This is a genomic window from Pontibaca methylaminivorans, assembly GCF_900156525.1.
GTDB lineage: Bacteria > Pseudomonadota > Alphaproteobacteria > Rhodobacterales > Rhodobacteraceae > Pontibaca > Pontibaca methylaminivorans.
This window is the reverse complement of the sequence record NZ_FTPS01000001.1, coordinates 1105865-1121663: the sequence shown is the minus strand read 5'-3', so window position 1 is coordinate 1121663 and position 15799 is coordinate 1105865. Positions and strand designations below refer to the sequence as shown.

Below are 15799 nucleotides of genomic sequence, written 5' to 3'. Positions count from 1 at the left end.
ACGAGACAAATGCCTTCGGGTGATTTTGGCTCCGGACCCTGAACCGGACCCGATGTCCCGCACTGCCGGGGCAAAACGAGAGCCGGGGGGAAACCCCCATTTTTGGAGTGAAACTGTGGATAGAGCCCAGAAAGAGAAAGTGGTCGAGGAACTCGGCCAGATCTTCGAAAGCTCTGGTGTCGTGGTGGTTGCCCACTACGTCGGTCTGACAGTTGCCGAGATGCAGGATCTGCGTGCCCGCGCACGCGAAGCAGGCGGATCCGTGCGTGTTGCCAAGAACAGGCTCGCCAAGATCGCCCTTGAGGGCAAGCCATGTGAATCGATCACATCGCTCCTTTCGGGCATGACCGTTCTTACCTATTCCGAAGACCCGGTTGCCGCCGCCAAGGTGGCCTCGGGTTTTGCCAAGGACAACAAGAAGTTCCAGATCCTTGGCGGGGCAATGGGCGAGAACGCTCTGGACCAGGCCGGAGTCGAGGCCGTGGCGAAGATGCCGTCGCGCGAAGAGCTCATCGCTCAGATCGTGTCCAGCATCGGCGCACCCGCTTCGAACATCGCCGGGGCCATTGGCGCACCTGCAAGCAACATCGCGTCCATCCTGTCCACCATCGAGGACAAGGCGGCCGCCTGAGCAACGCAAGACCGGCCGATGGTTGAAACCGCGGCACCGGGACACATATAGAGCAAACGGAAAGAGCTGATAGAATGGCTGATCTGAAAAAACTGGCAGAAGAGATCGTCGGTCTGACCCTGCTGGAAGCACAAGAGCTGAAAACCATCCTCAAGGACGAATACGGCATCGAGCCCGCTGCAGGCGGTGCGGTGGTGATGGCCGGCCCTGCCGGCGACGCCGGCGGCGCAGCCGAAGAGGAAAAGACCGAATTCGACGTCGTCCTCAAGAACGCCGGTTCGTCCAAGATCAACGTGATCAAGGAAGTCCGCGCCATCACCGGACTTGGCCTCAAGGAAGCCAAGGAACTGGTCGAGGCCGGCGGCAAGATCAAGGAAGGCGCTCCCAAGGAGGAGGCCGAAGAGATCAAGGGCAAGCTGGAAGCAGCCGGTGCCGAGGTCGAACTGGCCTGAGCCGGATATTCGTGCCCTGCGTGGCGCATGAGACAAGGGCTGGAACCGGAGCATATCCGGTTCCGGCCGAACCTGTCTGCGAAAGGGCCCCCTTGCAGGGGCGTTTTCCCAGGCGAGGTTCGCAGGATCGGGAGATCGCCGGCCGGGACGGCGATCATGAATTGATCCGAACCCGCCCTCTCGGATGGGCAGGAAGCCGAGGCCCGACGGTTTTCCTGTCCGGTGAGAAACTGAAAAGGTGACCCCTGACATGGCGCAATCCTTCCTTGGCCAGAAACGCCTTCGCAAATTCTATGGCAAGATCCGCGAAGTGCTGGAGATGCCGAACCTGATCGAGGTGCAGAAGGCCAGTTACGACCTGTTCCTGGATTCCGGCGACCAGCCCCAGCCGACCGACGGCGAAGGCATCATGGGCGTGTTCCAGTCGGTCTTTCCGATCAAGGATTTCAATGAGACCAGTGTGCTCGAATTCGTGAAATACGAGCTCGAAAAGCCGAAATACGATGTCGAGGAATGCCAGCAGCGCGACATGACCTATGCCGCGCCGCTCAAGGTCACGCTGCGCCTGATCGTCTTTGATGTCGACGAGGACACCGGGGCCAAATCGGTGAAGGACATCAAGGAGCAGGATGTCTATATGGGGGACATGCCGCTCATGACCCCGAACGGCACCTTCATCGTCAACGGCACCGAACGGGTGATCGTCAGCCAGATGCACCGCAGCCCCGGCGTGTTCTTCGACCACGACCGCGGCAAGACCCACAGCTCGGGCAAGCTTCTGTTCGCCTGCCGGATCATTCCCTATCGCGGCTCCTGGCTCGATTTCGAATTCGACCACAAGGACATCGTGCACGCACGGATCGACCGCCGGCGCAAGCTGCCGGTGACGACGCTGCTTTATGCGCTCGGGCTCGATCAGGAAGGCATCATGGATGCCTATTACGATACGGTTTCCTACCGGCTGGAAAAGAACCGCGGCTGGGTCACGCCGTTCTTTCCCGAGCGCGTGCGCAGCACCCGCCCGACCTATGACCTGGTCGATGCGGCCACCGGCGAGGTGATCGCCGAGTCCGGCAAGAAGGTCACGCCGCGCCTCGTGAAAAAGCTGCTCGACGAAGGCAAGGTGACCGATCTTCTCGTGCCCTTCGATCATATCGACGGCAAGTTCGTCGCGCGCGACATCATCAACGAGGAAACCGGCGCCATCTATGTCGAGGCGGGGGACGAGCTCACGCTGGACTATGACAAGGACGGCGAACTGACCGGCGGCACCGTCAAGGAGCTTCTGGATGCGGGCATCACGGACATTCCGGTGCTCGACATCGACAACGTGACGGTCGGCCCCTACATCCGCAACACCATGGCCGTGGACAAGAACATGAACCGGGAAACCGCGCTCATGGATATCTATCGCGTCATGCGTCCGGGCGAGCCGCCCACCGTGGAATCGGCCAGCGCCCTGTTCGAAACGCTGTTCTTCGACGCCGAACGTTACGACCTTTCCGCCGTCGGCCGGGTCAAGATGAACATGCGCCTTGACCTCGACAAGCCCGACACCCAGCGCACGCTCGACCGCGAGGATATCGTGTCCTGCATCCGCGCGCTGGTCGATCTGCGCGACGGCCGGGGCGAGATCGACGACATCGACCACCTGGGCAACCGCCGGGTGCGCTCGGTCGGCGAACTGATGGAGAACCAGTATCGGGTCGGTCTGCTGCGCATGGAGCGCGCGATCCGCGAGCGCATGTCCAGCGTCGAGATCGACACGGTGATGCCGCAGGACCTGATCAACGCCAAGCCGGCGGCGGCCGCCGTGCGCGAGTTCTTCGGCTCGAGCCAGCTTTCGCAGTTCATGGACCAGACCAACCCGCTGTCCGAGGTCACGCACAAGCGGCGGCTTTCGGCGCTGGGGCCGGGCGGGCTGACGCGCGAGCGCGCGGGGTTCGAGGTGCGCGACGTGCACCCGACCCATTACGGCCGCGTCTGCCCGATCGAGACGCCCGAAGGCCCGAACATCGGCCTGATCAACAGCCTTGCGACCTTTGCCCGGGTGAACAAGTACGGCTTCATCGAAACCCCCTATCGCGTGGTGAAGGAGGGGCAGGTGACGGACGAGGTGCATTACATCTCGGCCACCGAGGAAATGCGCCACACCATCGCCCAGGCCAACGCGACCCTGAGCGACGACGGCCGGTTCATCAACGAACTCGTGAACACCCGTCAGGCCGGGGACTATACGCTTGCGCCGGTGGACAGCGTCGATCTGATCGACGTCTCGCCCAAGCAGCTGGTGTCGGTTGCGGCGGCGCTGATCCCCTTCCTTGAAAACGACGACGCGAACCGGGCGCTGATGGGCTCGAACATGCAGCGTCAGGCGGTGCCGCTGCTGCGGGCCGAGGCGCCGCTGGTCGGCACCGGCATGGAAGAGGTCGTCGCGCGCGATTCAGGTGCCGCCATCATGGCGCGCCGCGCCGGGGTGATCGACCAGGTTGATGCGCAGCGGATCGTGATCCGCGCCACCGAGGATCTGGAGCTTGGCGATGCCGGCGTCGACATCTATCGACTGCGCAAGTTCCAGCGCTCCAACCAGAACACCTGCATTAACCAGCGCCCGCTGGTGAAGGTCGGCCAGCAGGTCCGGAAGGGCGAGGTGATCGCCGACGGGCCCAGCACCGACATGGGCGAACTGGCCCTTGGCAAGAACGTGCTCGTCGCCTTCATGCCGTGGAACGGCTACAACTTCGAGGACTCGATCCTGATTTCCGAGCGCATCAGCCGCGACGACGTGTTCACCTCGATCCATATCGAGGAATTCGAGGTGGCAGCCCGCGATACCAAGCTTGGCCCCGAGGAAATCACCCGCGACATTCCGAACGTGGGCGAAGAGGCGCTGCGCAACCTCGACGAGGCCGGCATCGTCTATATCGGCGCCGACGTGGAGCCGGGCGACATTCTGGTCGGAAAGATCACGCCCAAGGGCGAAAGCCCGATGACGCCGGAAGAAAAGCTTCTGCGCGCCATCTTCGGCGAAAAGGCCAGCGATGTGCGCGACACGTCGCTGCGGGTGAAACCCGGCGATTTCGGCACCGTGGTCGAAGTGCGCGTCTTCAACCGCCACGGCGTGGAAAAGGACGAGCGCGCGCTGCAGATCGAACGCGAGGAGGTCGAACGCCTTGCCCGTGACCGCGATGACGAACTCGCGATTCTCGACCGCAACATCTATGCGCGCCTGCGGGATCTGATCCTCGGCAAGACCGCGGTCAAAGGCCCCCGCGGGGTGAAGGCCGGCAGCCAGATCACCGAGGATCTGCTTGACGGGCTGAGCCGCGGCCAGTGGTGGCAACTGGCGCTGGAAGAAGAGGGCGACGCCAAGATCGTCGAGGCGCTGAACGAGCAGTACGAGGCGCAGAAACGCGCGCTCGATGCCCGTTTCGAGGACAAGGTCGAAAAGGTCCGCCGTGGCGACGACATGCCCCCGGGCGTGATGAAGATGGTCAAGGTCTTCGTCGCGGTGAAGCGCAAGCTCCAGCCCGGCGACAAGATGGCCGGCCGTCACGGCAACAAGGGCGTGGTGTCCAAGGTCGTGCCGATGGAGGACATGCCCTTCCTTTCGGATGGCACCCCGGTCGATTTCTGCCTGAACCCGCTCGGCGTGCCGTCGCGGATGAACGTCGGCCAGATCCTTGAAACGCACATGGGCTGGGCCGCGCGCGGTCTCGGGCTCGATATCGACGCGGCGCTGCAGGATTACCGCCGCTCCGGCGATCTCGGTCCCGTGCGCGAGGCGATGCGCCATGCCTATGGCGAGGACGTCTTCGAGGAAGGCATCTCCGGCATGGATGAGGACCACCTTGTCGAAGCAGCGCGCAACGTGACCCGCGGCGTGCCGATCGCGACACCGGTGTTCGACGGCGCCAAGGAATCCGATGTGGACGATGCGCTGAAGCGCGCTGGTTTCGACAGTTCGGGGCAGGAGGTTCTGTTCGACGGGCGCACCGGCGAGCAGTTCGCGCGCAAGGTGACGGTCGGCATGAAATATCTGCTGAAGCTCCATCACCTTGTGGACGACAAGATCCACGCGCGCTCGACCGGGCCCTACAGCCTCGTCACCCAGCAGCCGCTCGGCGGCAAGGCGCAGTTCGGCGGTCAGCGGTTCGGCGAGATGGAGGTCTGGGCGCTCGAGGCCTACGGCGCCGCCTACACGCTGCAGGAGATGCTGACGGTCAAATCCGACGACGTGGCCGGGCGCACCAAGGTCTACGAGTCGATCGTCAAGGGCGAGGACAACTTCGAGGCCGGCGTGCCGGAAAGCTTCAACGTGCTGGTCAAGGAAGTGCGCGGGCTCGGCCTCAACATGGAACTCCTGGATGCGGAGGAAGGCGAATAGCCGGCCGGTGCCAGCGGGGCTGTCCCGCGTTTCCGGCCCGTGGCGGGGCGCGGCATGACCGCGCCCGCCTGCTGCCCTCCCCGTCTATAATCGAGGTATCAAGATGAACCAGGAACTGATCAACAACCCGTTCAATCCGGTCGCGCCGATCAAGACCTTTGACGAGATCCGCATGTCGCTCGCCAGCCCCGAGCGGATCCTCTCGTGGTCCTATGGCGAGATCAAGAAGCCGGAAACGATCAACTACCGCACCTTCAAGCCCGAGCGTGACGGGCTGTTCTGCGCGCGCATCTTCGGCCCGATCAAGGATTACGAATGCCTGTGCGGCAAGTACAAGCGCATGAAATACAAGGGCGTCGTCTGCGAGAAATGCGGCGTCGAGGTGACGCTGCAGAAGGTCCGGCGCGAACGCATGGGCCATATCGAACTGGCGGCGCCGGTTGCACATATCTGGTTCCTGAAATCGCTGCCCAGCCGCATCGGCCTCATGCTCGACATGACGCTGCGCGATCTGGAGCGCGTGCTTTATTTCGAGAACTACGTCGTGACCGAGCCGGGGCTTACCGATCTGTCCTACGGGCAGATGCTGTCCGAGGATGAATACATGGACGCGCAGGACGCCTATGGCGCCGATGCGTTCACCGCCAATATCGGTGCCGAGGCGATCCGCGAGATGCTGGCCGCCATCGACCTCGAGGCCGAGGCCGAACAGCTTCGCGCGGACCTCAAGGAAGCGACCGGCGAGCTCAAGCCGAAAAAGATCATCAAGCGGCTGAAAGTCGTCGAGGCCTTCCTCGAATCCGGCAACCGCCCGGAATGGATGGTGATGACCGTGATTCCGGTCATTCCGCCCGAACTGCGCCCGCTGGTGCCGCTGGACGGGGGCCGTTTCGCGACCTCCGACCTGAACGACCTCTATCGCCGGGTGATCAACCGCAACAACCGGTTGAAGCGCCTGATCGAACTGCGCGCGCCCGACATCATCGTGCGCAACGAAAAGCGGATGCTGCAGGAATCGGTGGATGCGCTCTTTGACAACGGCCGCCGCGGCCGCGTCATCACCGGTGCGAACCGCCGCCCGCTGAAATCGCTGTCGGACATGCTCAAGGGCAAGCAGGGGCGGTTCCGCCAGAACCTGCTTGGCAAGCGCGTGGACTTTTCGGGCCGTTCGGTCATCGTCACCGGGCCGGAACTCAAGCTGCACCAGTGCGGGCTGCCGAAGAAGATGGCCTTGGAACTGTTCAAGCCGTTCATCTATTCGCGGCTCGAGGCCAAGGGCCTGTCGAGCACCGTGAAACAGGCCAAGCGGCTGGTCGAAAAGGAACGCTCCGAAGTCTGGGACATCCTGGACGAGGTGATCCGCGAGCATCCCGTGCTGCTGAACCGCGCGCCCACCCTGCACCGGCTCGGCATCCAGGCTTTCGAGCCGACGCTGATCGAAGGCAAGGCGATCCAGCTTCATCCGCTGGTCTGTTCGGCCTTCAACGCCGACTTCGACGGCGACCAGATGGCCGTGCACGTGCCGCTGAGCCTCGAGGCGCAGCTCGAGGCGCGGGTGCTGATGATGTCCACGAACAACGTGCTCTCGCCGGCGAACGGGTCTCCGATCATCGTGCCGAGCCAGGACATGGTGCTTGGCCTTTATTACGTGACGCTGGCGCGTGAAGGCATGAAGGGGCAGGGCAAGGTCTTCGGCTCGCTCGAAGAGGTGCAGCACGCGCTCGACGCGGGCGAGGTGCACCTGCACGCCAAGATCACCGCGCGCGTGACCCAGCTTGACGAGAACGGCGAAGAGACGATCAAGCGTTACGAGACCACGCCGGGCCGTGTCCGGCTGGGGGCGCTCCTGCCGATGAACATCAAGACGCCGTTCGATCTGGTGAACCGCCTTCTGCGCAAGAAGGAGGTGCAGCAGGTCATCGACACCGTCTATCGCTACTGCGGCCAGAAGGAATCCGTCATCTTCTGCGACCAGATCATGGCGCTCGGCTTCCGCGAGGCGTTCCGCGCCGGAATTTCCTTCAGCAAGGCCGACATGGTGATTCCCGAGCGGAAGTGGGACATCGTCGAACAGACCCGTGGCCAGGTGAAGGATTTCGAGCAGCAGTACATGGACGGGCTCATCACCCAGGGCGAGAAATACAACAAGGTCGTCGATGCCTGGTCCAAGTGCAACGACCGGGTGACCGAGGCCATGATGAGCTCGATCTCGGCGGTGGAGACCGACGAGAACGGCGCCGAACTCGAACCCAACAGCATCTACATGATGGCCCATTCGGGCGCGCGGGGTTCGGTCACGCAGATGAAGCAGCTCGGCGGCATGCGCGGCCTGATGGCCAAGCCCTCGGGCGAGATCATCGAGACGCCGATCATCTCGAACTTCAAGGAGGGGCTGACCGTCCTTGAATACTTCAACTCGACCCACGGGGCGCGCAAGGGCCTGTCGGATACGGCGCTCAAGACGGCGAACTCGGGCTATCTGACCCGGCGGCTGGTGGACGTGGCGCAGGACTGCATCGTGCGCCTGAACGATTGCGGCACCGACCGCGCCATCACCGTCAGCCCCGCCATCAACGACGGCGAGGTCATTGCCACGCTGGGCGAGCGTCTGCTCGGGCGCGTGGCGGCCGACGACGTGCTGGAGCCGGGCACCGACAATGTGCTGATCCCGGCCGGGGCCCTGATCGACGAGCATATGGCCGACGCGGCCGATGCGCTGCATGTGCAGTCGGCGCGCATCCGTTCGCCGCTCACCTGCGATGCGGAGGACGGCATCTGCGCCACCTGCTACGGGCGCGATCTGGCCCGCGGCACGCTGGTGAACACCGGCGAGGCGGTCGGCATCATCGCCGCCCAGTCGATCGGCGAGCCCGGCACGCAGCTGACCATGCGCACCTTCCATATCGGCGGGGTCGCGCAGGGCGCGCAGCAATCCTTCATGGAGGCGAACCAGGAGGGCGTGGTCAGCTACGAGAACGCGCAGACGATTGAAAACTCGGCGGGCTACGTGCTGGTCATGGGCCGCAACATGAAGCTGGTGATCCGGGACGAGAGCGGCGAGGAACGCGCGAGCCACAAGCTCGGCTACGGGACGCGCCTGTTCTTCAAGGAAGGCGACCAGGTCAAGCGCGGCGAAAAGATGTTCGAATGGGATCCCTACACCCTGCCGATCATCGCCGAAAAGGCCGGCACGGTGAAATACGTCGATCTGTTCAGCGGCATCGCCGTGCGCGAGGAGACCGACGACGCCACCGGCATGACCCAGAAGATCGTGGTCGACTGGCGCATCGCTCCGCGCGGCAGCGAGCTCAAGCCCGAGATCATCCTCGTGGACGAGGATGGCGAGCCGGTCCGCAACGACGCCGGCAACCCGGTCACCTATCCGATGTCGGTGGATGCGATCCTTTCGGCCGAGGACGGCGCGCAGGTCCAGGCCGGCGACGTGGTGGCGCGGATCCCGCGCGAGGGTGCCCGCACCAAGGACATCACCGGGGGTCTGCCGCGGGTGGCCGAACTGTTCGAGGCGCGCCGGCCCAAGGATCACGCGATCATTGCCGACATCGACGGCTATGTGCGTTTCGGGCGCGACTACAAGAACAAGCGCCGCATCACCATCGAACCCGCGGACGACAGCCTCGAGCCGGTGGAATACAAGGTGCCGAAGGGCAAGCACATCCCGGTGCAGGAAGGCGACTTCATCCACAAGGGCGATTACATCATGGACGGCCACCCGGCCCCTCATGACATCCTCGCCATCATGGGGGTCGAGGCGCTGGCCGATTACATGGTCCGCGAGGTGCAGGAGGTCTATCGGCTCCAGGGGGTCAAGATCAACGACAAGCACATCGAGGTGATCGTCCGCCAGATGCTCCAGAAGTGGGAGATCCAGGACAGCGGCGATACCACGCTCCTGAAGGGCGAGCATGTGGACAAGCAGGAGTTCGACGCGGCCAACGAGAAGGCGCTTGCCAAGGGCAACCGCCCGGCGCAGGGCGAACCGATCCTGCTTGGCATCACCAAGGCGAGCCTGCAGACCCGCAGCTTCATCTCGGCGGCTTCCTTCCAGGAGACCACCCGGGTGCTGACCGAGGCGGCGGTGAACGGCAAGCGCGACGAGCTTGTCGGGCTCAAGGAGAACGTGATCGTCGGGCGCCTGATCCCTGCCGGTACCGGCGGCGCCATGCGGCGCATCCGCCGCATTGCCGCCGAGCGTGACAACAAGGTGATCTCGGTGCGCCGTGCCGAGGCCGAGGCTGCCGCCGCGCTCGCCGCGCCGGATGACAGTGCGGAGCCGGTCACGGACCCGGCCGACCTGATGGACATGCCGCACAGCGGCGAGTGATCCGCCGACTGGCGGCCTGACGCAAACGGACTGCCCCCGCGCCGCAACCGCGCGGGGGCAGTTGTCACAAGAGGGTGCCGGGCGCGCGGGGGAGGAACGCATGACCGACCGGATCAGGATCGTCGGGCTCCTGCGGTTTTCCATCCTGGCGCCAACCTACAACACCGAGCGTTTCGATTCGCTCGAGGCGGTGGCGGCGCATCTTTTCTCGCCCGAGCGGATGGCGCTGCGTTTTCACCTGTTCGAGCGGTTGTGCCTGCCGTCGCTCGTGGCCCAGAGCGACCCGGATTTCGACGCCGTGGTGCTGACCGCGCGCGCCATGCCCGAAAGGTTCCGCTCGCGGCTCCGGGCGATTCTCGAACCCTATCCGAATCTGCATTTCCGCGCCGTTGGCGAGGGGCGGCATTACGGGTTGCTGCGGCGCGGATACGAATCCGTTCCGCTGGAGGGGGCGGGCCACCGGGTCATGTTCCGGCTTGACGATGACGATGCGCTGGATCGCGGGTTCATCGCGCGCCTGCGCCGGCTCGCGGAGGGGCTGCTTCCGGTGCTTGGCCCGCAGACCCCGTTCATCATTGCGCAGAACCGCGGGTTTTATCTGCGCGCCGCCGGGCGGGAGACCGAAGTTTTCGACACCACCGAGCGCGCGCCGCTGTCGACCGGGGCGGCACTGGTGGCGCCGGCGGGCTTTCCGCACAACCCCTATCGCTTCAATCACCGAAAATATGCCCAGCATTTCAGCACCTTCACCGATATTTCCGAGCCGGCCTTCATCCGCACGATCCACCGCGACAACAAATCGGACCCGGCGCAGATGGGCCTGACGCGACAGATGGATGCCGACGCGATCGAGGCCGAGTTGCGGCACCGCTTCGGCTTCGGCATCTCTGAACTCGAGGCGATCGGGCGCGGAATCGGAGACGCGATCGGGGGCGATCAGCCGGCCCGCTGACAGTGCGGGGCCCCGGTCTCGCTCTCGCTGCGGATTTCGGAAGAACCCCGGATTTTCCGGCCGGGCGGACGGTTGACACTCCCCGCGACTCCTTTTATACGCCGGCTATCCCGGCTGCGGGGACTCTCCCTTGCCGGCTTCAGAATTGAAGTGGTCAAGATCCGGTCTGTAAAACGGCCCGATCCTCTGGATACCCACCGCGTCGTTCCTTGGGCAAGGGGCGAAGGCGGCTTTTTGGCGTCGCTGGAAGCAGGGGCGTAAGGCCGATTGCCGATGGCAGGACGCCAGATTGAACCCGCACGCCGATGCGTGCACCGATGTGCTGTTGAGACGGGGAAAGAACCGGAATGCCAACGATCCAGCAGCTGATCCGCAAGCCGCGGCAGCCGAAAGTCAAACGATCAAAGTCGATGCACCTCGAGCAGTGCCCGCAGAAACGCGGTGTCTGCACGCGGGTCTATACCACCACGCCGAAAAAGCCGAACTCGGCCATGCGGAAGGTGGCCAAGGTGCGTCTGACCAACGGCTATGAGGTGATTTCCTACATCCCCGGCGAGAGCCACAACCTGCAGGAGCACTCCGTGGTGCTGATCCGCGGCGGTCGCGTCAAGGACCTTCCGGGTGTGCGCTACCACATCCTGCGCGGTGTGCTCGACACCCAGGGCGTCAAGGACCGCAGGCAGCGCCGTTCGAAATACGGCGCCAAGCGTCCGAAATAAGGAGAGAGCGAGATGTCTCGTCGTCACGCCGCGGAAAAGCGCGAAATTCTGCCTGACGCCAAATATGGCGACAAGGTTCTGAGCAAGTTCATGAACAACCTCATGGTCGATGGCAAGAAGTCGGTCGCGGAAAGCATCGTCTACAACGCCATGGACCGGGTCGAGCAGCGGGTGAAGCGCTCCCCGATCGAGATTTTCCACGAGGCGCTCGAAAACATCCAGCCCAGCGTCGAGGTCCGCTCGCGCCGCGTGGGCGGTGCCACCTATCAGGTTCCGGTCGAGGTGCGCCCCGAACGCCGCGAGGCCCTGGCGATCCGCTGGCTGATCAAGGCCAGCCGGGCCCGCAATGAACACACCATGGAAGAACGCCTCGCGGCCGAGATGCTCGACGCGGTGCAATCGCGCGGTGCTGCGGTCAAGCGGCGCGAAGACATCCACAAGATGGCCGAGGCCAACCGCGCCTTCAGCCATTACCGCTGGTAACCCCACCGGCGACCCCGACGATTTTCCAGAAGGCACTCGATCATGGCACGTGACTATCAGCTCGATCACTATCGCAACTTCGGTATCATGGCGCATATCGACGCCGGCAAGACCACGACCAGCGAGCGGATCCTGTTCTATACGGGCAAGAGCCATGTTCTGGGCGAGACCCACGACGGCGCTGCCACCATGGACTGGATGGAGCAGGAGCAGGAACGCGGCATCACCATCACTTCGGCCGCGACCACGACCTTCTGGCAGTGGCAGGAAGATCCGACGCGCGAAGGCACGTCCGACACCAAGTTCCGCATGAACATCATCGACACGCCCGGCCACGTCGATTTCACCATCGAGGTGGAGCGCTCGCTTGCCGTGCTCGACGGTGCGGTTGCCGTGCTCGATGCCAACGCCGGCGTCGAGCCCCAGACCGAGACCGTCTGGCGCCAGGCCGACCGCTACAAGGTGCCGCGCATCGTCTTCGTCAACAAGATGGACAAGGTCGGCGCCGATTTCTTCAACTGCGTGAAGATGATCAAGGACCGCGCCGGCGCGACCCCGGCCCCGATCCAGATTCCGATCGGCTCCGAGAGCGAGCTTGAGGGCATCGTCGATCTCGTCACCATGGAAGAGTGGATCTGGAAGGGCGAGGACCTTGGCGCAAGCTGGACCCGCGGCCCGATCCGCGACAGCCTCAAGGCCACTGCCGAGGAATGGCGCGGCAAGCTCATCGAGACCGCGGTCGAGATGGACGACGACGCCATGGAGGCCTATCTCGAGGGCGAAGAGCCCGACATCCCGACCCTGCGCAAGCTGATCCGCAAAGGCACGCTGTCGCTTTCCTTCGTTCCGGTGCTCTGCGGTTCGGCCTTCAAGAACAAGGGTGTGCAACCGCTGCTGAACGCCGTGGTCGATTACCTCCCGAGCCCGCTCGACGTGGTCGATTACATGGGCTTCGCGCCCGATGACGAGACCGAGACCCGCAACATCGCGCGCCGCGCCGATGATTCGATGCCGTTCTCGGGCCTTGCCTTCAAGATCATGAACGACCCCTTCGTCGGTTCGCTTACCTTTACCCGCATCTATTCCGGCGTCCTGAAAAAGGGCGACACGGTGCAGAACTCGACCAAGGGCAAGAAAGAGCGCATCGGCCGCATGATGATGATGCACTCGGTCAACCGCGAGGAAATCGACGAGGCATTTGCCGGCGACATCATCGCGCTGGCCGGGCTGAAGGACACGACCACCGGCGATACGCTCTGCGATCCCAAGGCTCCGGTCGTGCTCGAAACCATGACCTTCCCCGATCCGGTGATCGAGATCGCGGTGGAGCCCAAGACCAAGGCCGACCAGGAAAAGATGAGCCAGGGCCTTGCGCGGCTCGCGGCCGAAGATCCGTCGTTCCGGGTCGAGACCGACATCGAATCGGGCCAGACCATCATGAAGGGCATGGGCGAACTGCACCTCGACATCCTGGTTGACCGTCTCAAGCGCGAATTCAAGGTCGAGGCCAACATCGGTGCGCCGCAGGTGGCCTATCGCGAGACGATCTCGAAGCTGGTCGAGCACACCTACACGCACAAGAAGCAGACCGGCGGTTCGGGCCAGTTCGCGGAGGTCAAGCTCGAGATCGCGCCGACCGAGCCGGGCGAGGGCTACTCCTTCGAATCCCGCATCGTCGGCGGCGCCGTGCCCAAGGAATACGTCCCGGGCGTGGAAAAGGGCATCAAGTCGGTGATGGATTCCGGCCCGCTCGCGGGCTTCCCGGTGATCGACTTCAAGGTGGCGCTGGTGGACGGCAAGTTCCACGATGTGGACTCGAGCGTCCTTGCCTTCGAGATCGCGTCGCGGATGTGCATGCGCGAAGGCATGCGCAAGGCCGGGGCCAAGCTGCTCGAGCCGATCATGAAGGTCGAGGTGGTAACCCCCGAGGAATATACCGGCGGCATCATCGGTGACCTGACCAGCCGCCGCGGGCAGGTCACCGGGCAGGAGCCGCGCGGCAACGCGATCATGATCGACGCCATGGTGCCGCTGGCCAACATGTTCGGCTATATCAACACGCTGCGGTCGATGAGCTCGGGACGGGCGAATTTCACCATGCAGTTCGATCATTACGACCCGGTGCCGCAGAACATCAGCGACGAAATCCAGGCGAAATACGCATGAGTCCGGCGGCAGGCCCTTTCCGGCAGGCGCCGGAAGGGGCCATCCCGCCACCCGAGAGATAACAGGAGGCCATCATGGCAAAGTCGAAGTTTGAACGTAACAAGCCGCACATCAACATTGGCACGATCGGTCATGTTGACCACGGGAAGACGACGCTGACGGCGGCGATTACGAAGTATTTTGGTGATTTCAAGGCCTATGACGCGATCGACGGCGCGCCTGAGGAGAAGGCGCGGGGGATCACGATTTCGACGAGCCACGTGGAATACGAGACCGAGAACCGCCACTATGCGCATGTGGACTGCCCCGGCCACGCGGACTATGTGAAGAACATGATCACGGGCGCGGCGCAGATGGACGGCGCGATCCTGGTGGTGTCCTCGGCGGACGGCCCGATGCCGCAGACGCGCGAGCACATCCTGCTGGGCCGCCAGGTCGGGATTCCGACCATGGTCGTGTTCATGAACAAGGTGGACCAGGTGGACGACGAGGAGCTTCTCGAGCTTGTGGAGATGGAGATCCGCGAGCTTCTGAGCAGCTACGACTACCCGGGCGACGACATTCCGATCGTCAAGGGCTCGGCGCTTGCGGCGCTGGAAGGGCGTGATCCCGAGATCGGCGAGAACGCGATCCGCGAGCTGATGGCGGCGGTGGACGAGTGGATCCCGACGCCGGAGCGCGCGGTTGACCAGCCGTTCCTGATGCCGATCGAGGACGTGTTCTCGATTTCGGGGCGCGGCACGGTTGTGACGGGCCGGGTGGAGCGCGGCGTGATCAACGTGGGCGACGAGATCGAGATCGTGGGCATCCGCGACACCAAGAAGACGACCTGCACGGGCGTGGAGATGTTCCGCAAGCTGCTGGACCGCGGCGAGGCGGGCGACAACATCGGCGCGCTGCTGCGCGGCGTGGACCGCGAGGGCGTGGAGCGGGGCCAGGTGCTGTGCAAGCCGGGCTCGGTGACGCCGCACACGCAGTTCGAGGCCGAGGCCTACATCCTGACCAAGGAAGAGGGCGGCCGGCACACGCCGTTCTTCGCGAACTACCGCCCGCAGTTCTACTTCCGCACGACGGACGTGACGGGGACGGTGACGCTTCCCGAGGGCACCGAGATGGTGATGCCGGGCGACAACCTGAAGTTCGAGGTCGAGCTGATCGCGCCGATCGCGATGGAGCAGGGCCTGCGCTTCGCGATCCGCGAAGGCGGCCGTACGGTCGGCGCCGGCGTGGTGTCGAAGATCATCAAGTAACCGCCAATGGCGCGCGCCCCAAGCGCGCGCCAGTCGGGTCCGGGAAAGCGGCGCCGGGCGTCGCTCCTTCTCCAATCACAATGCGCCTGAAAGACTGAAGACATGCAAAGCCAAAACATCCGTATCCGGCTCAAGGCGTTCGATTACCGCGTGCTGGATGCCAGCACGCTGGAAATCGTCAACACCGCCAAGCGGACCGGCGCCAAGGTGCGTGGCCCGATTCCGCTGCCGAACAAGATCGAGAAATTCACCGTTCTGCGCAGCCCGCACGTCAACAAGAAATCCCGTGACCAGTTCGAGATCCGCACGCACAAGCGCCTGCTGGATATCGTTGATCCGACCCCCCAGACCGTGGACGCGCTGATGAAGCTCGACCTCGCTGCCGGTGTGGATGTCGAGATCAGGCTGCAATCGTAA

The 15799-nt window shown here is 64.0% G+C and carries 10 protein-coding genes; all 10 read left to right on the top strand.

Features of this window, described 5'->3' with window-relative positions; all coding sequences use genetic code 11:
* Nucleotides 1-115 precede the first annotated feature (115 nt).
* Nucleotides 116-631, top strand: a complete 516-nt coding sequence (rplJ, locus tag B0B01_RS05500; protein WP_076648469.1) for a 50S ribosomal protein L10 — start codon at nt 116-118, stop codon at nt 629-631.
* Between the two features lie 74 nt (nt 632-705).
* Entirely contained in the window at nt 706-1083 is a 378-nt protein-coding gene (gene rplL, locus B0B01_RS05495) for a 50S ribosomal protein L7/L12 (RefSeq protein ID WP_076648467.1), read from the top strand.
* Nucleotides 1084-1333: 250 nt separating this feature from the next.
* A complete protein-coding gene (rpoB, locus tag B0B01_RS05490; protein ID WP_076648465.1) occupies nt 1334-5470 on the top strand; it encodes a DNA-directed RNA polymerase subunit beta in 4137 nt (1378 codons plus the stop codon).
* 103 nt (nt 5471-5573) lie between these two features.
* Nucleotides 5574-9812, top strand: coding sequence for a DNA-directed RNA polymerase subunit beta' (gene rpoC / locus B0B01_RS05485; protein WP_076648463.1), 4239 nt, complete (start codon nt 5574-5576; stop codon nt 9810-9812).
* Nucleotides 9813-9912: 100 nt separating this feature from the next.
* Nucleotides 9913-10764, top strand: a complete 852-nt coding sequence (locus B0B01_RS05480) for a glycosyltransferase (protein ID WP_076648461.1) — start codon at nt 9913-9915, stop codon at nt 10762-10764.
* 347 nt (nt 10765-11111) lie between these two features.
* Nucleotides 11112-11483 (top strand): 30S ribosomal protein S12, encoded by a 372-nt coding sequence (gene rpsL / locus B0B01_RS05475; RefSeq protein ID WP_043846677.1) that lies wholly within the window; start codon nt 11112-11114, stop codon nt 11481-11483.
* A 12-nt stretch (nt 11484-11495) separates the two neighbouring features.
* Nucleotides 11496-11966 (top strand): 30S ribosomal protein S7, encoded by a 471-nt coding sequence (gene rpsG / locus B0B01_RS05470; RefSeq protein WP_076648458.1) that lies wholly within the window; start codon nt 11496-11498, stop codon nt 11964-11966.
* 42 nt (nt 11967-12008) lie between these two features.
* The gene (fusA, locus tag B0B01_RS05465; protein ID WP_076648456.1) at nt 12009-14132 is read left to right on the top strand and encodes an elongation factor G; all 2124 of its coding nucleotides are present in this window, start codon (nt 12009-12011) and stop codon (nt 14130-14132) included.
* A 74-nt stretch (nt 14133-14206) separates the two neighbouring features.
* Nucleotides 14207-15382, top strand: coding sequence for an elongation factor Tu (gene tuf, locus B0B01_RS05460; protein WP_076648454.1), 1176 nt, complete (start codon nt 14207-14209; stop codon nt 15380-15382).
* 102 nt (nt 15383-15484) lie between these two features.
* Nucleotides 15485-15799 (top strand): 30S ribosomal protein S10, encoded by a 315-nt coding sequence (gene rpsJ / locus B0B01_RS05455; RefSeq protein WP_076648452.1) that lies wholly within the window; start codon nt 15485-15487, stop codon nt 15797-15799.